Annotated in this window: 22 protein-coding genes; 14 read left to right on the forward strand and 8 right to left on the reverse strand. The window is 58.5% G+C overall.

Annotation, left to right across the window (positions count from 1 at the left end):
• Positions 1-54 precede the first annotated feature (54 nt).
• Positions 55-906, reverse strand: a complete 852-nt coding sequence (locus ABLV76_RS21110) for a Vmh family MBL fold metallo-hydrolase (protein ID WP_004202646.1) — start codon at positions 904-906, stop codon at positions 55-57.
• Positions 907-1,020: 114 nt separating this feature from the next.
• Between ABLV76_RS21110 and ABLV76_RS21115 the strand changes: the two genes are divergently transcribed.
• The gene (locus ABLV76_RS21115) at positions 1,021-1,914 is read left to right on the forward strand and encodes a LysR family transcriptional regulator (protein ID WP_004202645.1); all 894 of its coding nucleotides are present in this window, start codon (positions 1,021-1,023) and stop codon (positions 1,912-1,914) included.
• 67 nt (positions 1,915-1,981) lie between these two features.
• Here ABLV76_RS21115 and ABLV76_RS21120 read toward each other — a convergent pair whose 3' ends face one another.
• Positions 1,982-2,227, reverse strand: coding sequence for a YmjA family protein (locus ABLV76_RS21120; RefSeq protein WP_004202643.1), 246 nt, complete (start codon positions 2,225-2,227; stop codon positions 1,982-1,984).
• A 190-nt stretch (positions 2,228-2,417) separates the two neighbouring features.
• On the reverse strand, positions 2,418-3,332 hold the full coding sequence (locus ABLV76_RS21125; protein ID WP_064149959.1) for an SDR family oxidoreductase: 915 nt from the start codon (positions 3,330-3,332) through the stop codon (positions 2,418-2,420).
• Positions 3,333-3,990: 658 nt separating this feature from the next.
• Between ABLV76_RS21125 and ABLV76_RS21130 the strand changes: the two genes are divergently transcribed.
• The 5 genes from ABLV76_RS21130 (at position 3,991) to ABLV76_RS21150 (ending at position 7,143) form a co-directional block, all read left to right on the forward strand.
• Entirely contained in the window at positions 3,991-4,176 is a 186-nt protein-coding gene (locus ABLV76_RS21130; protein ID WP_004143718.1) for a general stress protein, read from the forward strand.
• A 366-nt stretch (positions 4,177-4,542) separates the two neighbouring features.
• The gene (locus ABLV76_RS21135; protein WP_004202641.1) at positions 4,543-4,758 is read left to right on the forward strand and encodes a hypothetical protein; all 216 of its coding nucleotides are present in this window, start codon (positions 4,543-4,545) and stop codon (positions 4,756-4,758) included.
• 23 nt (positions 4,759-4,781) lie between these two features.
• Entirely contained in the window at positions 4,782-5,288 is a 507-nt protein-coding gene (locus ABLV76_RS21140; protein ID WP_004202639.1) for a ferritin-like domain-containing protein, read from the forward strand.
• A gap of 16 nt (positions 5,289-5,304) precedes the next feature.
• On the forward strand, positions 5,305-5,478 hold the full coding sequence (locus ABLV76_RS21145; RefSeq protein ID WP_004202638.1) for a hypothetical protein: 174 nt from the start codon (positions 5,305-5,307) through the stop codon (positions 5,476-5,478).
• A 39-nt stretch (positions 5,479-5,517) separates the two neighbouring features.
• Positions 5,518-7,143: an alpha-amylase family protein gene (locus ABLV76_RS21150; protein ID WP_348878451.1), complete on the forward strand. Its 1,626-nt coding sequence runs from the start codon at positions 5,518-5,520 to the stop codon at positions 7,141-7,143.
• Here the strand turns inward: ABLV76_RS21150 and ABLV76_RS21155 are convergent.
• The 3 genes from ABLV76_RS21155 to ABLV76_RS21165 all read right to left on the reverse strand — a co-directional run bounded on the left by ABLV76_RS21155 (position 7,140) and on the right by ABLV76_RS21165 (position 9,414).
• On the reverse strand, positions 7,140-8,135 hold the full coding sequence (locus tag ABLV76_RS21155; protein WP_316938182.1) for an SDR family oxidoreductase: 996 nt from the start codon (positions 8,133-8,135) through the stop codon (positions 7,140-7,142). The genes ABLV76_RS21150 and ABLV76_RS21155 overlap by 4 nt on opposite strands.
• Positions 8,136-8,455: 320 nt before the next feature.
• Positions 8,456-8,902 carry a YetF domain-containing protein gene (locus tag ABLV76_RS21160; protein ID WP_004202634.1) on the reverse strand — a complete coding sequence of 149 codons (447 nt, stop codon included), beginning with the start codon at positions 8,900-8,902 and terminating at the stop codon, positions 8,456-8,458.
• A gap of 8 nt (positions 8,903-8,910) precedes the next feature.
• A complete protein-coding gene (locus ABLV76_RS21165) occupies positions 8,911-9,414 on the reverse strand; it encodes a hypothetical protein (protein ID WP_108450406.1) in 504 nt (167 codons plus the stop codon).
• 144 nt (positions 9,415-9,558) lie between these two features.
• Here ABLV76_RS21165 and ABLV76_RS21170 point away from each other — a divergent pair, with 144 nt between their 5' ends.
• From ABLV76_RS21170 to ABLV76_RS21185, 4 genes are all read left to right on the forward strand, one after another.
• Positions 9,559-9,963, forward strand: coding sequence for a YdeI family stress tolerance OB fold protein (locus ABLV76_RS21170; RefSeq protein WP_316938183.1), 405 nt, complete (start codon positions 9,559-9,561; stop codon positions 9,961-9,963).
• A gap of 15 nt (positions 9,964-9,978) precedes the next feature.
• The gene (locus ABLV76_RS21175) at positions 9,979-10,125 is read left to right on the forward strand and encodes a hypothetical protein (protein ID WP_017900537.1); all 147 of its coding nucleotides are present in this window, start codon (positions 9,979-9,981) and stop codon (positions 10,123-10,125) included.
• A 114-nt stretch (positions 10,126-10,239) separates the two neighbouring features.
• Positions 10,240-10,671 (forward strand): OsmC family protein, encoded by a 432-nt coding sequence (locus tag ABLV76_RS21180; protein WP_004202630.1) that lies wholly within the window; start codon positions 10,240-10,242, stop codon positions 10,669-10,671.
• A gap of 113 nt (positions 10,672-10,784) precedes the next feature.
• Entirely contained in the window at positions 10,785-11,654 is an 870-nt protein-coding gene (locus tag ABLV76_RS21185) for an oxygenase MpaB family protein (protein WP_017900538.1), read from the forward strand.
• 1 nt (position 11,655) lies between these two features.
• On the opposite strand, the gene ABLV76_RS21190 is transcribed toward ABLV76_RS21185, so the two are convergent.
• Entirely contained in the window at positions 11,656-12,342 is a 687-nt protein-coding gene (locus tag ABLV76_RS21190) for an ABC transporter substrate-binding protein (protein ID WP_348878452.1), read from the reverse strand.
• 222 nt (positions 12,343-12,564) lie between these two features.
• On the opposite strand from ABLV76_RS21190, the gene ABLV76_RS21195 reads away from it, so the two are divergent.
• From ABLV76_RS21195 to ABLV76_RS21210, 4 genes are all read left to right on the forward strand, one after another.
• The gene (locus ABLV76_RS21195) at positions 12,565-13,506 is read left to right on the forward strand and encodes a cation diffusion facilitator family transporter (RefSeq protein WP_017900540.1); all 942 of its coding nucleotides are present in this window, start codon (positions 12,565-12,567) and stop codon (positions 13,504-13,506) included.
• A gap of 242 nt (positions 13,507-13,748) precedes the next feature.
• Entirely contained in the window at positions 13,749-14,666 is a 918-nt protein-coding gene (locus ABLV76_RS21200; protein WP_023318342.1) for a bestrophin family ion channel, read from the forward strand.
• Between the two features lie 322 nt (positions 14,667-14,988).
• Entirely contained in the window at positions 14,989-17,289 is a 2,301-nt protein-coding gene (locus ABLV76_RS21205; protein WP_048294910.1) for an FdhF/YdeP family oxidoreductase, read from the forward strand.
• A 146-nt stretch (positions 17,290-17,435) separates the two neighbouring features.
• The gene (locus ABLV76_RS21210; protein WP_023318340.1) at positions 17,436-18,317 is read left to right on the forward strand and encodes a LysR family transcriptional regulator; all 882 of its coding nucleotides are present in this window, start codon (positions 17,436-17,438) and stop codon (positions 18,315-18,317) included.
• Positions 18,318-18,325: 8 nt separating this feature from the next.
• On the opposite strand, the gene ABLV76_RS21215 is transcribed toward ABLV76_RS21210, so the two are convergent.
• Entirely contained in the window at positions 18,326-19,732 is a 1,407-nt protein-coding gene (locus ABLV76_RS21215) for an MFS transporter (protein WP_348878453.1), read from the reverse strand.
• Positions 19,733-20,076 lie beyond the last annotated feature (344 nt).

Consider the following 20,076-nt stretch of genomic DNA (forward strand, 5'->3'; position numbering starts at 1 on the left):
ATAGCAACCTCAGTGCGCCAGAATAAGAACAGTCTCCCTCGCGCAGCGCCGGCGTTACCACTTCATCTCGCCGGTATTAACTTTGGCGCTGAGCTCCAGCGAGCTGGTTTCCGCCAGCCCTGGCCACTGTGTCTCCATTGCCTTGATCACCCCGGCGGAATCCTTATGTGTCTGCAGCGCTTGCTCAAACTGCTGGAGGTAGGTTTTGGTAAAGCGCACCGCGCTGTCACCCTCCGGCGGCGTGCCGAGGTAATGTCCCGGGATCACCTGCTGCGGGTGCAGAGCAATCATCTGGTCCAGCGTAGTGCGCCACTGCTGTCGACTGGCCGGCGTCTGGGTGTCGGCGGTCCAGAGATGCATGCCCCAGGCCACGCCGGTGCCGCCGAGGATCGTTTTGTTCGCCCGGATCCAAACGAACGCCGCGTAGTCATGGGGCTGCATAATCGTCACTTTTTCGCCATCGATGGTAAAGCTGTTGGCTTTCAGCGCCTGCGGGACGTATACCTGCGTCGGCGCACCGTCTTTCATCTGTGGTCCCCAGTACGCCAGCTTTGCCGCTTTGGTGGCTGCAATATGTTTAACCACTTCCGGCGTGGCGACCACTTCCGCCTGCGGGAAGGCTTTCACCAGCGGCTCAAGGCCAAAATAGAAGTCAGGATCGCCGGAGGTGATCACAATCCGCGACAACGGTTTGCCGTTTTTCTTGATCATGTCTACCAGCTTTTCGCCGTCTTTGACGCTGAACTGGGCGTCAAACAGCACCGCTTCATGCGGGCCGGAAACGAGGGTGGAGTTGACGGCAAAAAGACCTTTCTCCTGAGGGTTGTAAGTCTGCAGCGTCAGCGGCGCCGCGAAGACCGCGCCGCTGAACAGGGCGGTGGCAATAGCAAGAGCAGATAATTTCATGATTCATTCTCAGTGACAGGGGAATGCGTAGCATTGTACGGATTTCGCCATTTGATAGAATTCCTGAAATAAGAGATGCTGAGTTTCATAAATCGTGCAGATGAAGGGGGCGTGATGGACAGGGTGATTGCGGCGCAGGTGTATCTGCGAATTTGCGAACTGGGAAGCCTCAGCGCCGCGGCGCGCGCGCTGGGGATGTCGCGCCCGATGGTCAGCCGCTATCTGGAACAGATGGAGAGCTGGGCCGGCGCCCGGCTGATCCATCGCTCAACCCGGCGGCTGACGCTAACCCCGGCCGGGGAGAAGGTATTGCTCAAGACCCGCGGCCTGACGCGGATCGCCGATGAAATCGCCGGCGAACGCCAGCGTGCCGACCCCAGCGGCACGCTGCGGGTGGCGTGCGCGCATTTTACCGCGATGCAGCTGATCTCCCCGCTGCTGCCGGATTTTCTTGCCCGTTATCCGCTGTTGCGTCTGGAGCTGGATATCAATAACCATCCGGTCAGCCTGATCGGCGAGCGCATCGACGTGGCTATTCGCATTACCGATAATCCGGAGGCGGGGGCTATCGCTCGCCGCCTCGGCGTGTGCCGGTCGCTACTCTGCGCTGCGCCGCGCTGGCTCCGCCAGCATGGTCCGCTGACGACCCTTGACGATCTGCAACAGCATAACTGCCTGTTATACAGTCATTTTGCCGGCCAGCGCTGGCAATTCAGCGATGCACAGGGTCAGGAGGCGTCAGTGGCAGTGAACGGTAATCTGAGCGCCGGGATCTCTTCCTTACTGCTGGAGGCGGCGGTCGCGGGGTGCGGTATCGCGATGCTCCCCGAACTGGAGGCGCGGAGCGCGATTGCCAGCGGCGCGCTGGAGGTGGTGCTTCCTGACTGGACGCCGAAGGCGCTGAGCGTTTACGGCATCTATCTTTCCCGCGACTATCAGCCCGATGGGCTGCCGCTGTTTCTGGATGCGCTGCAGCGACGGCTGGGGGAGACGCTCGCCGATGCCTGAGCAACGGCGCCGCCTTCAGCGGCAGCGCCGGCGGGCGGTTGCCCTGCCGGAAAGCCAAGGATCAACCTTACTCATTGCCCCACTGATTAAGGAAGTTGGCGATATCGTCAATACGGCGTTCGTCAATGGCCGCCTCGCGGGCCATCTCCTGCTGCGCTTCTTCATCGATCTCTTCGTTGTTGGTTAATCGCGCAATCAGCAGCTGAAAATAGCGCGCCAGCGCATCGCGTTCCTCATCCTTAACCGGGGCAGCCGCTTCGGTCTCGTATTCGTCCACGATGTCATAAAATTTCAGGGGAATGTCGTTACTCATCTGTCGTCCTCAGGATTGGCGTCAGGGCCGGGGTTAGCGCACAGCGGCGGGCGAGTATCATAGCACGCAGCCGGTAGGCTGCAGGAGAGGAAAAATCGCTGCGGCGGCGAGGCGAGAGGGCAGATATCGCTCCCCGGGGGACGGAGGGTAAAACCGGCGCGCGATGCCGCACGCCGGTCTGCCAGGAGGCTTAGACTACCCCGTCTCCACCGTCAGAGCACCACACCTGGCCGGAGGTATATGAGCAGGCATCGGATGCCAGGGTGACGTACAGCGGGGCGATCTCGACCGGCTGCCCCGGGCGCCCCATCGGCGTGTCTTTCCCGAACTGTTTCACTTTCTCGTCCGGCTGACCGCCGCTGGACTGCAGCACCGTCCAGTAAGGGCCGGGGGCTACGGCGTTAACGCGAATGCCGCGTTTTGCCACCTGTTTGGCCAGCGATTTGGTGAAGATCGCCAGGCAGGCTTTGGTCTGGGCGTAATCGAGGAGGATCGGACTGGGTTTATAGGCCTGCACCGAGGTGGTGTTGATGATCGCGCTCCCGGCCTGGAGATGGGGCAGCGCGGCGCGGGTGATCCAGAACGGCGCGTAGACATTGGTCTTAAAGGTGGCGTCAAAGTCTTCAGTGGACAGCTCCTCAAGGGTCTCACAATATTGCTGACGTCCGGCGTTATTGACCAGGATGCTCAGGCCACCCAGCTGTTGCACCGCGTCGGCCACCAGCGACTGACAGAAGGACTCGGAGCGAATATCCCCCGGCAGGGCCACCGCGGTGCGGCCTTCGGCTTTGATCAGAGCGATGACTTCATCGGCGTCCTCTTGCTCCTCCGGCAGATAGCTTATGGCGACATCGGCCCCTTCGCGGGCAAAGGCGATCGCCACCGCGCGGCCAATGCCGGAGTCGCCGCCGGTAATTAGCGCTTTCTTACCGGCCAGCCGCCCGGTGCCGGTGTAGCTGGTTTCCCCATGGTCCGGTGACGGCTCCATTTCCGCATCCAGACCCGGCGGGTTCTGTTCTTGCTCCGGGAACTCCGGACGTGGAGCCGTCTCTTCTGGCAACATGGAGGTGGGTAGTTTCTTCATGGGCGGTTTTTCATCTTGCATAGTCATCTCCTTCAGACAGAACGGGCCAGCTGTAAGGATAGGTCAGGTTCCCCCATCGCCAGACCCCGGATGACTCACCCAGGGCCAGTGAATGGCCGCGAAAAGACGCATTGTTATTCCTTAACCGACTGATCCCCGGCGTATTTAAGCAAATAGCGCTGCGTTATCATTGCCGGGGTTAAATTAGGATTATTCCATCATGACTTAATGCGGGCTGGCTATTTTATTTGCTGCGCGGCGGAGATTTTTTAAAGGCAGAGAGGGAGACAAAGTGAAAAGGGGAATAATAGGGTAATCCGCTACGCATGGATAATAATGGTATACCTCTTTGGTGTTAATTTTTGGAAGGGTGGCAGCCCGGGATTAGTAGAAACATTTATTCATCAGATTATTTTCATTAGTTTACAAACGTGAACCAATGTCCACAGTACAGTTCACAAGGTACATATAACCCAAAGCGAATAAGGGAGTTGCGTAAAAATTAATTTTTATTGCCGCTTCGCTGTGGTTAATTTATTTTGTCGATGCGCTGGGTGATGGCCAAAATTAATTTGACTCCTGCGGGTATTCCTCTAGTGTTAGATATCGAGGGCGATGATTTGTAACAGGGTCATTTTCCATTTACCAACCGATATTGATCAAACCAAAGGTGAAAATTATGGCAGAGCATAGAGGCGGTTCAGGTAATTTTGCAGAAGATCGTGAAAAAGCATCCGAAGCCGGGCGTAAAGGTGGGCAGCACAGCGGCGGGAACTTCAAAAATGATCCTGAGCGTGCATCCGAAGCCGGTAAAAAGGGTGGTAAGAACAGCCATGGCGGCGGCCGTAAATCCGGCGACAGCTGATGACTGATGACCCGTGACGCCGTTATGACGGTGTCGGGAAAGAAACCTGTGGGCCTGTGGGTCCGCAGGTTTCTGTTTATTTGCAAACGCTTCCCTCAGCTATTGTCTATTCTTCGCGACGGGAAAAGAGGTGCAGAATAATTTAATTACAGCCATCTTAACAATTAAATACTGATTACCGCAACGGCATTGTGCCGGCGAAGCGCTAAGAGTGAGTAAATAACGGTTCGGAGCAATCCGTAACAGTACTGCTTTTTATCGCTGTGCATAAGTAAGCTATTTTAAGCCTGGTGTCAATCGTCGGACGCCAGGGGCGGGTAGCAACACATCCGCTTGCTAAATATTGTTCAGATCTAAGGTAATAAAATGAAACTGACGCCGGTATTTATTAAGCGCTGTCATCTTGTGGCCGCCGTTATGTGGGTGGGCCTGGCGATACCCTCGTTAATCTGGTGGAAAGACAGCGTCCTGTGGGTCATTCTCATCAGTATTTATGCCAATATTGTTGGACATTTATCCGGATATAGCGCAGCGCGAGCTGACCAGGCGGCGGAAGAGAATGAAGATTCCCCGTCAAAATAAATAATTAACGATCAGAGGTGTATATGACGGATAGTGAAAATTACCACAACTGGCTTCGCGATGCCCATGCCATGGAAAAACAGGCCGAGTCACTGCTTATGGCCACCATCAGACGCCTCGATAATGAACCGCAACTGCGAACCCGCCTTGAACAACATCTTTATGAAACTCGTCGGCAACTGTCCGCTCTGCAGGACCTTATCGCCCGCAACCATATTTCCCGCTCGGCGCTGAAGGATGCGATGAGCCGGGTCGCAGCCCTGGGCCAGACTATCGGCATCATGCTACCCGGCGATGAGCTCATTAAACTCATTATCACCGCCTACGTTTTTGCCCATTTTGAGGTCGCCTGCTATACCGCTTTATTAACGGCGGCGAAGCGCGTGGGGGACCATAGCGCGATGCCGACTCTGGAAGGGATCCTTGCCGAAGAGAGAGGGATGGCTGACTGGCTGCTGCATCATCTGCCGGCGCTGACCGGACAATATCTGATGCATAACTCTCTGCCCGGCGTTGAGTCCGGACAATAAGCCGCCGGAGTCAATCATGGTTAAGCGCCACACCATCGCGATCCTCGCCACAGACAAAGCGGTTCCGCTGAAATTAACCGCCAGGCAGCAGGCGCTGGTGGACGCGGTGGCGAACAGGGTGCCACCTGCAGAGCACGACCCCGTATTGCCAGTCGACAAAACGCGCACGAAAACCAGCAGGGCGCGCTGAGGACGCTGACAGTGGCGGGCAGAACGCAAGGTGATAGTGATGCAACAGGAAGAGTGGTTTCACAGAGCGGTCATCTATCAGGTTGACAGTGCTCTGTTTTACGACGCCAACGGCGATGGGTTTGGCGATCTTGCCGGTATACGCCAAAAGCTGCACTACATTCGTAGCCTGGGGGCGACGGTGCTCTGGCTGACCCCTTTCTATCTTACCCCACTGCAGGATGATGGCTATGATATCAGCGACCATTTGCAGCCCGATCCCCGTTTCGGGACCATCGCCGACGTGATTGAGCTGATTGCCCGCGCCCGGGAGCTGGGGCTGCGGGTGATTGTTGAGCTGGTTATCCAGCATACTTCTGCCCAGCACCCGTGGTTTCAGGCGGCGCGACGCGATCCCCGGTCGCCGTGGCGGCCATACTATCTTTGGGCCGATCGGCCCCCGGAGAACGACGATCCTCCCATGTTTCCCGGCGTCGAGGAGAGCGTCTGGAGCTGGGACGACCAGGCCGGACAATACTATCGCCACATGTTTTATCGCCATGAGCCCGACCTGAATCTCGCTCATCCGCCGGTGATCGCTGAAATTGAAAACATCATCACCTTCTGGCTGCAGGCCGGGGTGTCAGGATTTCGCCTCGATGCGGCGTCACATCTGGTGAAGCAGGCCGGGAAGGGCGACGAGGCGCGGGGCTACCCGCTGTTGACGCATCTCCGGCAGGTCGTGCAGCGCCTCAATCCCGACGCGATACTGTTGGGTGAAGTGGACGTGGAAGTGGAAGATTATCGCCATTATTTCGGCCGCGGCGATCGGCTGCAGATGGTGCTCAATTTTTGGCTTAATAAATATCTCTATGTCAGCCTGGCGCAGCAGCGCGCCACCCCGGTAGTGAAGGCGTTGCAGGCAATGGTGGCCCCGCCGGACGGATGCTGCTTCGTCAACTGGCTGCGTAACCATGATGAACTGGATCTTGAGGGGATTGGCGAACGCAACAAACGCCAGGTTATCCGCACCTTTGCCCTTGATAAATCGATGTCGGTTTACCAGCGTGGCGTGCGCCGGCGGCTGGCGCCGATGCTGGATGGCGATACCCGACGCATCGCGCTGGCCCATGCCATCCTGCTCGCGCTGCCTGGCGTGCCGGTGATGCGCTATGGCGACGAGATTGGTATGGGCGACGATCTGCGCTTACCGGAGCGCTACGCGGTCCGAACGCCGATGCAGTGGTCGGGCGCGCCCAACGGCGGCTTTTCCCGGGCGGCGCCGGATGATTTGCCGGTGAAACCGGTGGCCAGTGGACGGTTTCTCTACCAGCGGATCAATGTCGAAGCGGCGTTGCGCCACCCCCGGTCGCTACTGCATCGGGTACGCAATATGGTGCTGGCGCGCACGGAATATACTGAACCGGGATCCATCCCTTTTACCCTTATTACGGTGAAGCCAGCCGCGGTGCTGGGCTTGTGCTATCGCAGCGAATCGCGGGAGGTGCTGATGCTGGCGAACTGCAGCCAGCAGGCGGTGGAGGTCCAGCTCCCGCCGCTGGCCGAGGGTTACTGGAGCCCGATCCTGGAAGATAAGTTCTACCAGGACGGGCTATACGGCGGAGAAAAGGCGCGGCTGGCGCTCTCCGGCTATGGTTACCGCTGGTTCAGCCGCAGCCTGCTTTAGCGCCGTCTTCCTGGTCGGCGGAAGAACGCCCGCAGGGCCATCGTCGCCACCGCCACACCGACGCCGGCAGCCACTTTACCCGGAAGATCGGCGCTGATGGTCACCGCTTTACGCCGCGCGCCATCGTTAAAGGGGCCGTGTCCGGGATGATTGCCGCGCACTGGCGTGAACAGGTCGTCCTGATGCTCTGCCGGCTTCGGCTGGCCGGTAAACTGTCCCTCCCACGCTTTTTTCACCATCAGCCGATCAAGCAGACGGGGGAAGAAGATCTGGCCGAGGATCGACTGGATGGTGCTTTTCCCCACCCACAGCTCGTTCACCGGCCGCTGGATCACGCTGTAGATGGCCTCAGCGGCGACCTCCGGCTGATAGACCGGCGGTACCGGCTGCATGGCCTGCTCCATTTTGTTGCGCGCCCAGCCAAACTGAGCAGTGTTCATCCCCGGCAGCTGGACCATGGTCAACTGGATGTGGTTTTTCTCATGCATTAGCTCGGTGCGCACGGCATCGGTGAAGCCGCGGATCGCCGCTTTCGCGCCGCAATAGGCCGACTGCAGGGGGATCGAGCGCCAGGCCAGCGCCGATCCAGCCTGAATAATCACCCCCCGATCCCGGGGCGTCATGACCTCGAGCGCCGCGCGGGTGCCGTTGACATAGCCGAGATAGGTCACCTCCGTCACCCGGCGAAATTCGTCGTCGCTCATCTGCCGAAAGGGCGCCAGCACGGTGGTCATGGCGTTATTGATCCAGACGTCGATGGCGCCGAGGGAGGCTTCCACCTCGGAGGCGGCGCGCTGCACGGCCCCGGCATCGGCGACATCGGCGCTAATCGCCAGCGTTTTGACGCCGAAACGTTCACAAGCCTGCTGCGTCTCCTGCAGACCCGTTTCATCGCGGGCGATCAGCGCCACGTGATACCCTGCGCGGGCGAAACGCAGCGCGGTGGCTTTTCCTGCCCCGGCGGTTCCGCCGGTAATAACCATCACGGACATAGTGACCTCATTAATTGTTTCGCTATCGTAAATTTAAGCTGCACGGATCGAATCATTATTAAGCATAAATAACGACGGTGAGGTGGGAAATATCCTGGAATAAGCGCAGTGTGAATCAGGCGACATATCCTGATGACTCTGGCCTGTTTCTGCATAAGCAGGCGTTAAGGTTCTATAATCTGTAAGATACTTGACAACCCGCGAGGAGGAAAAATGTTGACAGTAAACACGCGTAGCGTTGAAAAAGAAGAGGACGACGCCACCCGCGCCCCGGAATCGGGGGATAAACAACCGGAGCGCGATAAATAGCTAAGCCGGTGTTATTCCTGTTCCGGAATAATGGATATCTGGCCGTTACGTTCGAGAATAGCGAATTTTATCGCTTTCAGTTCATAAATCCCATGGTGCTGCCTGGCCGCCAGCAGGATATCATCGACAGAAATATTGACGAGCTTCATTTTCTCATCGATGACAGCACCATTTTCCACTACGATAACCGGCGTGCCATCCAGAAAATTTTCCGCCTGGGCAAATTTTTTCTTAATATAGCCGAATAAAATATCAATACTGACCAGGGTGACGATAGTCAGCATCGAACCGGTAACGGAATAGTCTGTGCTGAGCATCGCCTGCTGGGTCGCTTCACTGATAATCAGCAGCAGTATCAGGTCAAAATTGGTTAACTGCATCAGGGTTCGTCTACCGGCAATCTTGAAAATAATCAGCAGGATCAGATAGATTGCTGCGGCTCTGAGGACCATTTCCATCGCGACTCCTACGGATAGACAAACTGTTGCCAGCTGACGGCAGGGCGATCGTTGACTGCCGCCTGCAGGGAAATATTGCCTATCGTTTTGGGGGTAATAGATAACCATACCGATTGCGGCGAGCGGCTGGTTGTCCGCTGATACACCAGATGTAATTTCCCGTCGGCACTGTACATCTTATCCGGCTGCGGGCGGATATCGCCAACCTGGTAACGGGTTAATAACGTGGCGGCGAAACTGATCGTCGTGTCATTTTCCTGCGTGGGTTTGATCTGAATATTCAGTTCGGTTTCACTCATCAGTCTGGCATAACGCTGGTAATCGACGCGTAATTCACCATTAGGGCTTTCCCGGTGCGCCTCACTGAAATATCCGGAGGACCACAGGCCGCTCAATGCGGTAAGGATGATGAGGCTGAGAACAATTATCCCATAGCGCCTGAAGCGATATTCAAAGCGGAGGGCCTGGTCATTCTCGTCGACGATGTGACAAGGTTGTTGATTCTCAGTCATTATTATTTCCCCGCGTTTCGTTTCGCCATCAGCGTAACGATAAGGACATTCTTATATTAGACGATATCAGAACAATTGACTTTGTAAAAATGGCCAGCCTCAGCCAGGCTTTAATCTGTTCATCAGCAAAAACAAGGAGGCATGATGAAAAAATTAGCCTTGGCCATGGCCTGTTTGTTTGCCGCCGCGGTCGCGCAGGCGGACGATAAAGGCGGTTTTAGCCAGGATGCCGCGCCGCCGCCGCCGCACAAACTCGATGACGGCTATCGCGGCGTCGAGGAGGGGCGGATCATGACCGTTGAGCAGGCGAAAACCATGCGCGACGGCGCCACGGTTTCCCTGCGCGGCAATCTGCTCACCCGACAGGGGGATGACCGTTATCAGTTTCGCGATAAAAGCGGCACCATCACCGCCATTATTCCGGTTGCCGCGTTTAATGAACAGCACGTAGAGCCTGACGATCTGGTCAGTATTAACGGCAGCCTTGATCGCAAAATGACGCCGCCGGTAGTACGTATCGATCGCCTGCTCAAACAGTCGCCTAAGTAAGGGGAGCTTACCGGTATGAGCACAACATCCCACCCGCATGACGAGGAGCGCGGGAAGCACCCTGCGCGCGAGGCGCCTGACGAACATGGCGAAGTGCCGCGTAAACGGGACGACAGCGAGGATGACAAAACCGATCCTTACCATCCTCACGATGGCCGTTAGCGTCATCCGCAACGGGAACTTTTTGGGAACGCTGATGCGGCGGGCCGCAGAATAGAAGCAGGTTCAGCATCAGGCACTATACTTTTTGTTCGACATCATCACAGGAGGAGTCATATGGCGATTCATAAGAAAGGGCTGGCGCACTGGGAAGGCGATCTCAAGCATGGCAAAGGCACCGTGTCGACGGAGAGCGGGGCGCTGAGCCAGCAGCCCTACGGCTTTAATACCCGTTTTGAAGGGGTGAAAGGCACCAACCCCGAAGAGCTGATCGGCGCCGCACATGCCGCCTGCTTCTCGATGGCCCTATCGTTGATGCTCAGCGAAGAGGGCTATACCGCGACGTCCATCGACACCACCGCAGTGGTCACCCTTAATAAAACCGACGGTGGGTTTGCAATAACCGACATCGCGTTGCAAAGCCAGATTGTCCTGCCCGGCGTTGCGCCGGCGGCGTTCGATGAGATCATCCAGAAAGCGAAGGCCGGCTGCCCGGTATCACAGGTGCTGAAAGCCAATATCACCCTTGACTACCAGCTAAATCCATAAGCTGTTGTGCCCGCACTCTGCGGGCACCGTTCCCGCGATCTCTCTCCCTGTCACTGCCTCCGCTGCGCAATAGTGGTATCTTTGGTCCTTTGGTAAACGTAAGGGACTCCAGCATGATCGGCATTCGCGGAATGATCGAGGCGCAGGTGCTCGGCCTGACCGGCATGGCGCTAAAAGAGATTGATTTTGAACAGCCCAAAGGGGAGCCGGGGCTTTTTGGTCCGCAATCAGCCATCTGGCAGGTGCATGGCGATTTTACCTCAATGCTGTGCGGCGGCATTAGCGCGCTGTTGCTGCAGATGCTGCACCCCCTGGCGCTGGCCGGCGTCTGGGACCACTCCCGTTTCCGCGAGGATATCTTTGGCCGCCTGCGTCGCACCAGTCAGTTTATCTCCGCTACCACCTTCGCCGCCACCCCCGACGCCGAGCGGCTGATCGCCAAAGTGCAGGGGATCCATCAGCGGATCGCCGGGGTGGACAAGGACGGCACGCCGTATCAGGCAAGCGACCCGGCGCTGTTGACCTGGGTGCATGTCGCTGAGTGCAGCCGCTTTATGGCCTCCCACCTGCGCTACAAGCGGACGGTGGTCAGCGTCCAGCGCCAGGAGGACTATTTTCGCGAGTCGGCGGAGATCGCTCGTCGGCTGGGAGCCAAAGATATTCCCCAGACGCCGAATGAGGTCGCGGACTATCTTGAGGCGATGCGGCCGCAGCTGCGCTGTGACGAACGTACCCGGGAGGTAGCCGAGGTGCTGCTCACCACCCGTCTGCCGGGTCGCCTGAGTCAGCCGGTTGGCCAGGTGATGATGCGGGCCGGGATCGATCTTCTTCCGCCATGGGCGCAGGAGATGCTGGGACTGTCGCTGACGCCGCTGCAGCGGCGCACGACGCGTCTGATGGTACTGGCCATCGCCCGCGTGCTGCGCGCCTCGGTACGTAACGGCGCCTGGCATTGCGCCATGCGCCGGATGGCGGAGGCGTGATTCAGCCCGCCTTGCCCAGGTGCCGGGCAATCAGCGCCTCCAGGCTACCGTCCGCCCGCCATTCGTCCAACGCGTCATTCACCGCGTTAAAGCGGACCACATCATCCCGGGCGACGCAGATGGCCTGCTGGATCTCGGTAAAATTATCCGCTAAGACCCGCCCCCCCGGATGGTGGCGCGCTGTCGCCTCCAGCGGCTGACGGATGCCAGCGACCATATCCCCTTCACCGGCGAGGAAGGCGTCGATGGCCTCCTGCGAGGAGGGGAGACGATTCAGGCTGGCGTGCTGCAGATGGCGGGTGAGCCACAGATCGTAGGCGGCGTTTTGCCCGACGTTAATCGTGGTTGCCGGGCGATCCATATCGGCCACGCTCTGGCAGGGAGAACCGGCTCTCACCAGCGCGGTCCCCTGAATGGTGATATAGGGAGAAGTAAAGCGCAGGGTCGCCTCCCTCGCCGGGTCGATGGCCAGAAAGGCGATATCCCAGCGTTCGCCGCCGGCGTCGGCCACCACTTTACCGGCGGCAGGATAGGTGACGAACTCGGCGACGACGCCCCAGCGCTGCGCCAGTCGATGGCTGAGCTCGGGGGTAATGCCTGTCGGCTCGCCGTTTTCTCCAGGATGGGCCAGTACCGCATTGCCCAGATTAATGGCAAAACGCAGCCGGGATGGTGTGATTGCTGACATCGCTGACTCCTGTGGTGGCTAAGAGAAGGTGGCCCGACCTGTCGGTCGCCAGTGATAAGATAGTCCATCCGCGCGCGGTTGTACCTCCGGGGCCACACTTTCAGAATACAGTAATTAACGACCGCAGCGATTTCGTTAAACAGCAAGGCAATGGCTTTTATATTGTTAAGCATAAACTCAGCTTGTCAGTTTATTCTTCCCGCTCACTGAGGGAGAGAAATAATGGCACAACATAATTTTGAAAATGATAATAAATATCATCAGCGTTCTGAGCAGGCGCGAAGAAGTACCCTGGTTAGCGTGGTGGTCAATATTTTTCTCTCCGCGTTGCAGATTGCGGTGGGAATATATTCTGGTTCCCAGGGGTTAATTGCCGATGGCATGCACTCTTTTTCCGATCTGCTCGCCGATGGCGTCGTGCTGGTGGCGAATAAAAAGAGTCGCCGACCGTCTGACCACGATCACCATTATGGCCACTGGCGTTATGAGAACGGCGCCTCTCTGGTCCTCGGCGCGATCCTGGTGCTGGTCGGGGTCGGTATGCTGTGGTCTGCCGCGGGTCATCTCGCGCAACCGCAGACGATTCCGCCGGTGCACAGCGTGGCGCTGTGGATGGCGCTGACGGCGCTGGTGGTCAAAGAGGGGCTGTTTCGCTATATGCTGGCGGCCGCCAGGCGGCTGAACTCCTCGCTGCTCATCGCCAACGCCTGGCATGCCCGCTCAGACGCCGCGTCATCCCTGGTGGTGGCGTTGGGGATTATCGGTAATCTGGCCGGGTTCGCCTGGTTCGACCCGCTCGCCGCGCTGGCGGTAGGGCTGGTGATTACGCGGATGGGCTATCGTTTCGCCGCCACCGCGCTGCACGATTTAATGGACCGCGCTGTCGATGAAGAGACGCAGCGGGCAATCGCCGGCACGCTGCGGGCCACGCCGGGCGTGGCGGGTCTGCACGATTTGAAAACCCGTAAGGCGGGGGATCTGGTGCTGGTGGATGTCCATCTCGAGGTAGCCGGAGAGCTGTCGGTCGCTGAAGGGCATCAGATTGCCCGGCAGGCGCGGGAGCGGGTCATGGCGCAGCATCCGGTGCTTAATGTGATGGTGCATCTGGATCCCTGCGCGGCGGTTGCCAGTTCGCCGGAGGAGGCAAACTGCCTGACGTCATAAGCGGAAATAGACTGGCTCAGCGGTTATTTTATCCCTGAGCCATTATTCCTCGCCCCTTCCGCCCGCGCATTGATTGCCTGAACGATAAATAAGGCTCATACTGAGCCGGCCATTACCATCGCTAAATAATGGCGCAGATCTGCCCGTTGCAGTTAACGATAAAATAAACCAATCGGTTCATAGATAATCTCTATTCTTTATTTCGAGATAATGACCAGAGCGGTAATTCAGGAAGTCAGACAATGATCATTCGGCCAGAACAACACTGGTTTCTTCGCCTATTTGACTGGCACGGCTCCGTGCTGTCAAAAATCATCTTTCGTCTGCTGCTTAATGTGCTGATGTCCATCATCGCCATTATCAGCTATCAATGGTACGCGCAGCTGGGGATCCACTTAACGGTGGCGCCGTTCAGTCTGCTGGGCATCGCGATAGCGATTTTCCTCGGCTTTCGCAACAGCGCCAGCTATAGCCGCTTCGTCGAGGCGCGCAATCTGTGGGGGACGGTGCTTATCGCCGAACGTACCCTGGTGCGCCAGCTGCGCAATATCCTGCCGGCGGAACACGATGCCCATCAGCGCATCGTCAGCTATCTGGTGGCCTTCAGCTGGAGCCTGAAGCACCAGCTGCGCAAAACCGATCCGACGGCTGACCTGCGGCGGCTGCTGCCCGAGGAGAGGGTGACGGAGATCCTCGCCAGTTCGATGCCCACCAACCGGATCCTGCTGCTGGCCGGTAACGAAATTGGCCAGCTGCGCGAGGCGGGCAAGCTGAGCGACATCACCTACGGGCTGATGGACAATAAGCTCGATGAGCTGGCGCACGTGCTGGGCGGCTGCGAAAGGCTGGCCACCACCCCGGTGCCGTTCGCCTATACCCTGATCCTGCAGCGCACCGTGTACCTGTTCTGCACGCTGCTGCCGTTCGCCCTGGTCGGGGATCTGCACTACATGACGCCGTTTGTCTCGGTCTTTATCTCCTACACCTTTTTATCCTGGGATTCGCTGGCGGAAGAGCTGGAGGATCCTTTCGGCACCGCCGCCAACGACCTGCCGCTGAACGCGATGTGCAACACCATTGAGCGCAATCTGCTCGACATGACCGGTCAACATCCGCTGCCGGAGACGCTGCGTCCGGACCGTTACTTCAACCTGACCTGAACCCCTGCGCGCCGGGCAGTTTCCGCTGCCCGGTCATCACTTTTCCCGTCCCCGCGTGACCCGCCGCGCAGAGGGCGGTGATAAAGGCAAAATTTGCAAATAAGTTAAATTTAACACCCGATAGATAACATCAATTATACAGATTTGTGGCGTATGTTATTATTCGGTTAACAAACGCAGTACCTACGCTTTCCCATCGTACTATCCTTGAGAAACAGCATTCTTATCAGGTGACGCCGCGCACACCACGCCTCGTCGCCGGGGTCGTCGCACGCTTTTTTTCGGCCGGCGGCGGCCAGAACAGAGCAGCAGGAGTAAAAAGATGACCAATAAAAGACGCGCGGTTCCCGGTGTTCACCCCTATGACGGTCCGGCAGGCGGATGGGGCGCGCTGAAGGCCACGGCCATTGCCGTGCGTACCCAGATGGATGCCTTCGAGGCGCCCGCCACGCTGCTGCGAACTAACCAGCCGGATGGGTTTGACTGCCCGGGCTGCGCCTGGCCGGATAAAGAGCATAAATCCACTTTTCAGTTTTGCGAAAATGGCGCCAAAGCCGTTACCTGGGAGGCGACCACCAAACGGGTGACGCCAGCGTTCCTCGCGGCTAACACCGTGACCTCCCTGCTGGCGAAAAGCGATTTTGAACTGGAGGGCTATGGCCGCTTAACCCATCCTTTGGTCTACGACCGCGCCAGCGATACCCTGCGACCGGTGGCGTGGGAGGCGGCCTTCGCCCGTATCGGCGAGATCCTTCGCGGCCTGCAGCCAGATGAAGTTGAATTCTACACCTCCGGACGGGCCTCCAATGAAGCGGCGTGGCTGTTTCAGCTGTTTGCCCGCGAGTACGGCACCAATAACTTTCCCGACTGCTCTAACATGTGCCATGAATCTACCAGCGTGGGCCTGCCGCAGTCGATCGGCATTGGCAAAGGCACCGTCTCCCTCGACGATTTTGACCAGACCGAGCTGGTGATCTCCATCGGCCATAATCCGGGCACCAACCATCCGCGGATGATGGGCACTCTGCATGAGCTTTCCCGCCGGGGTGTGCCGATTATCGTTTTTAACCCATTGCGTGAGCGGGCGCTGGAGCGTTTTGCCGACCCGCAGAACGTGATGGAGATGGCGACATATCGCTCGACGCCGATCGCGTCGACCTACTACCAGGTACGGGCCGGCGGCGACGCGGCGGCGCTGAAAGGGATCGCCAAAGCGCTGCTGCAGCTGGAGGAGGAGCAGGGCCAGGTGCTCGACCACGCGTTTATTGCGCAACATACCCAGGGGTTCGCCGCCTTCGCCGAGGATCTGCACGCCACCCGCTGGCAGGACATTGAGCAGGAGTCCGGCCTGACGCGCGAGTCGCTAACCCAGGTCGCGGTGGCTTACGCCAAATCCACGGCCACCATCGTCACCTACGGCATGGGGATCACTCAGCATAATAAAGGCACTTCCAACGTCCGGTTGATTGCCGACCTGCTGCTGATGCGCGGCAATATCGGCAAGCCGGGAGCCGGGATCTGCCCATTACGCGGCCATTCAAACGTGCAGGGAAACCGCACCGTCGGGATCAGCGAAAAACCCACCGCGGCCTTCCTCGACAGCCTGCAGCGGGTGATGGGGATCGCGCCGCCGCGGCATCATGGTCACGATGCGGTGAAGGCGCTGGAGGCCATGATCGCTGGCGACGCCAAAGCCCTGATCTGCCTCGGGGGCAACTTCGCCGTGGCGATGCCGGATCACGAACGCGCTTTCCCGGCGATGCGCAACCTTGAGCTCAGCGTTCACGTCGGCACCAAGCTCAACCGCTCGCACCTGTTGACGGCGAAAGAGACCTTTATTCTGCCGTGTCTGGGCCGCACCGAGCTTGACCTGCAGGCCAGCGGCCGACAGTCGATCACCGTCGAGGATTCGATGTCGATGGTACATGCCTCCTCAGGCAAGCTTAAGCCCGCCTCGCCGACGTTGCGCTCGGAGCCGGCGATTGTCGCCGGTCTGGCGAAGGCCACTCTGCCGGCCAGCAAAGTCGACTGGCTGTATCTGGTGGAAGATTACGACCGCATTCGCGATCTGATCGAACAGACCATTCCGGGGTTCGAGGATTACAACCAGCGCATTCGCCACCCCGGGGGCTTTCGCATGCCGCTGCCGCCGACCGAGCGCATCTGGCCTACCGCCACCGGCAAAGCCATGTTCTCGGTTTTCAAAGGCGTGCATGAGAACGTGGTGGTGGAGGGCGAGGATGTGATGCGCTTAGTGACCCTGCGCAGCCACGACCAGTACAACACCACCATCTACGCTATGGATGACCGTTACCGCGGCGTTTTTGGCCGTCGCGACGTGCTGTTTATGAACGAGCAGGATATGGCCGCCCAGGGCCTGGAGCATGGCGATCGGGTGGATATCCACACCGCGCTGCCGGGCAGCGCGTTGACGCTAAGAGATATCACCGTGGTGGCCTACGGCATCGCGCCCGGCACCGTCGGCGCCTATTATCCGGAAGCCAACGTGCTGGTGCCCTTGAACTATCTGGATGAAGAGAGCGGTACGCCTTCCTATAAGTCAGTTCCTGTCCGCCTGACGCTGCGCTCGAAAGAGATCCGCCCGCTGGCCAGCGCGCGTTAAAGAAGCAGGGCGTTGGGCGGCGTCGCGCCGTCCTGCGCCCCGTCGCCCCTCCTGTCCTCGCTTGAATTTATCGGTGATGAAACTAACATTCTGGTAACCTGTGCGAGGCCCCGGGGGTGAACGGCGGGGTTCAAACGGGAAAGAGAATGGATATTAAGCAACTCAAGTATTTGATCGCGCTCGATCAGACGCGCCATTTTGGCCAGGCGGCGGCAGCCTGCCATATTACCCAGCCAACCCTCTCCATGCGCATTCGTAATCTGGAAGAGGAGCTGAACCTGACCCTTATCCAGCGCGGGCAGCGCTTTGAGGGTTTTACCCCGGAGGGGGAGCGGATCCTCGCGTGGGCGCGGGCGGTGCTTGCCGCCCATGACGGCCTGGCGGCGGAGGCGGCCATCTGTCGCGGGCAGATGGTCGGCCAGCTGCGGGTTGGTATGGTGCCACTGGCGAGCCTCAACCCGATGCAGCTGATTAAACCCCTCGCCGAGAAATACCCGGCGCTGCAGTTCAGCCTGCTGTCAATGACCTCGGAGCAGATTATCGATGGCGTCAGCCGCAACCAGCTGGACCTGGGGATCTGTTACCTGCAGCATCTGGATGAACGCCTGTTTAAGATCGCCCGGCTGCCGCAAACCCGGATGGGACTGCTGCACGATAAACGCCATTTCGACTTCAGCGCCGGGACGCCGGGCTGGGATACGCTGGCGGCGCTGCCCCTTGGCTTTCTGACCAAGGGAATGTACTACCGGGAATCCATTGAAATCAGCTTTAAGGCCAAAGGGCTAACCCCGACGTCTGTCTTTGAAAGCGATTCAACGTTTCAGATTATCCAGGCGGTGCAGGCGGGGATCTGCTGCGCCATTATGCCGCTTAACAACGGCCTCGAAGCGCTGAGCGATAATCTTGAAATTCTGCCGATCGCCGAAAGCCAGGTCGATTCGCAGCTGGCGCTGATTATGCGCCAGCAGGAGCCGGTCTCGTCCCTGGCGGAAAAATGCTTCGCCGAGGCGCAGGGGATTTTTGGCTGAGGCCAGCCTCAGATATTCTCCAGTCGAATGCCCCGGGTTCTCGGGCCGAAGATCCCCACCGACAGCATCACCATCAGCATACTGACGACGATAAAGCTAATCACCCCCGGCGTGCCGGCATATTGCAGAATAATGCCGATCAGGATGCTGGTCACCGCGGTCGAGAGACGACTGAACGAGTAGCAGAAGCCGACGGCGCGGGCGCGAATATGGGTCGGGAAGACCTCGGCCTGGTAGGCGTGGTAGCTGATGGTCAGCCAGGCGTTGGACCAGGTGATCATAAACCCGCAGATCACCAGCAGGATAGGATTGTTTTGCAGCGCAAACAGGGTGCCGAAGATGACGGTCATCAGCGCGGAGAGAACGATCTGCCACTTGTTCTCAAAGCGATGCACGAAGCGGGTGCAGAACAGGCAGCCCAGCGGATAGGCGAGGGTGATAAAGAAGGCGTAAAGCAGACTGTGGGTGATACTGGCCCCCTGACCGGAGAGCAGCGCCGGCAGCCAGTTGCCAAAGCCGAAGAAACCGATCGCCTGGAAGAAATTCATCACCATCAGCATCAGGGTTCGCTGCCGGTACTGCGGCGCCCAGATTTCGCGGAAGGTGCCGCGTTTGACGACGCTCTGTGCCGCCTGCGCATGCTTCGGCGACGGCGTCAGGCCGCAGCGGGCTTCCATGGCGCACATCACTGCATGCGCCTCATCATGCCGCCCTTTGCTTTCCAGCCAGCGGGCTGACTCCGGCAGCTTTTTGCGGATAAACCAGATCGCCAGCGAGAACAGCGCACCGAAGATGATCACCCAGCGCCAGCCGCTGAGGCCGAAAAGGGTGGTTGGCACCAATATCCAGGACATCAGCGCTACCGCCGGAACCGACAAGAACTGAATAAAGAAGGCAAAGGCGAAGGCTTTATTGCGCAGGTGGGTAGATACCCATTCGCTGAGGTAGGTGTCAATGGTCACCAGCTCAATGCCGAGGCCGATTCCCACCAGAAAGCGGAAGAAGATCACCCCTTCCGCACTGCTCTGGGTCGCCATCAGCAGCGAGAAAAAGCCGTACCAGGCGAGCGCCACCATAAAGGTCAGGCGGCGCCCCAGCTTGTCCGCCAGCGGCGCCAGCAGACTCGCGCCGATAAACAGCCCCATAAAGGTGGCGGAGGCAAAGGCCGCCTGATCGGCGATGCCAAAGATCCCCGCCGCGCCGGTGTGGAAAATACCCTCCGCCAGCAGGCCCGCGCTGATGTACCCGGTCTGGAACAAATCGTAGAGCTCAAAGAAGCCGCCGAGGGAGAGTAGGGTGATAAACGACCATAACCCGAAGGAGGCGGGCAGCGCGTCAATGCGTCCGGTTAAGCTGGCGTGCGGTTGTCCTGGCGAAGCATAGGGCGATTCGCCGAGAACCTGGGTGGTAGACATGGTGTTGTGTTCCTCAGGAAGAATGGTTTGCTTGCTAATGTTAAGTGATTGTTAATAGTTTTAAATTTTTAATCTTTAGGGTTAACGGCAATCTTTAGCGCAAGATCGCGCCATGCAGGGTAAAAGATGATATTCATGCTGGTTTTCGCCGCACGCTGAGGGAAGAATTGAAGTAAATCACCGTGGGGGGCAATGTTCTCCGCCAGGCGATGTCGCGCTGCGCAGGGCCAGGCCCAGGGCCAGACAGAGTAAACGAATCCTCACTGGCGGCGTTTTCCCGCTTTACCCGCTATTGCGCCGGGCTATAATGTGCCCACTTTCATACAGGAGTCATGCGTTGGACA

The organism is Klebsiella sp. GB_Kp047 (genome assembly GCF_040065235.1).
In the GTDB taxonomy this organism is placed as follows: domain Bacteria; phylum Pseudomonadota; class Gammaproteobacteria; order Enterobacterales; family Enterobacteriaceae; genus Klebsiella; species Klebsiella quasipneumoniae.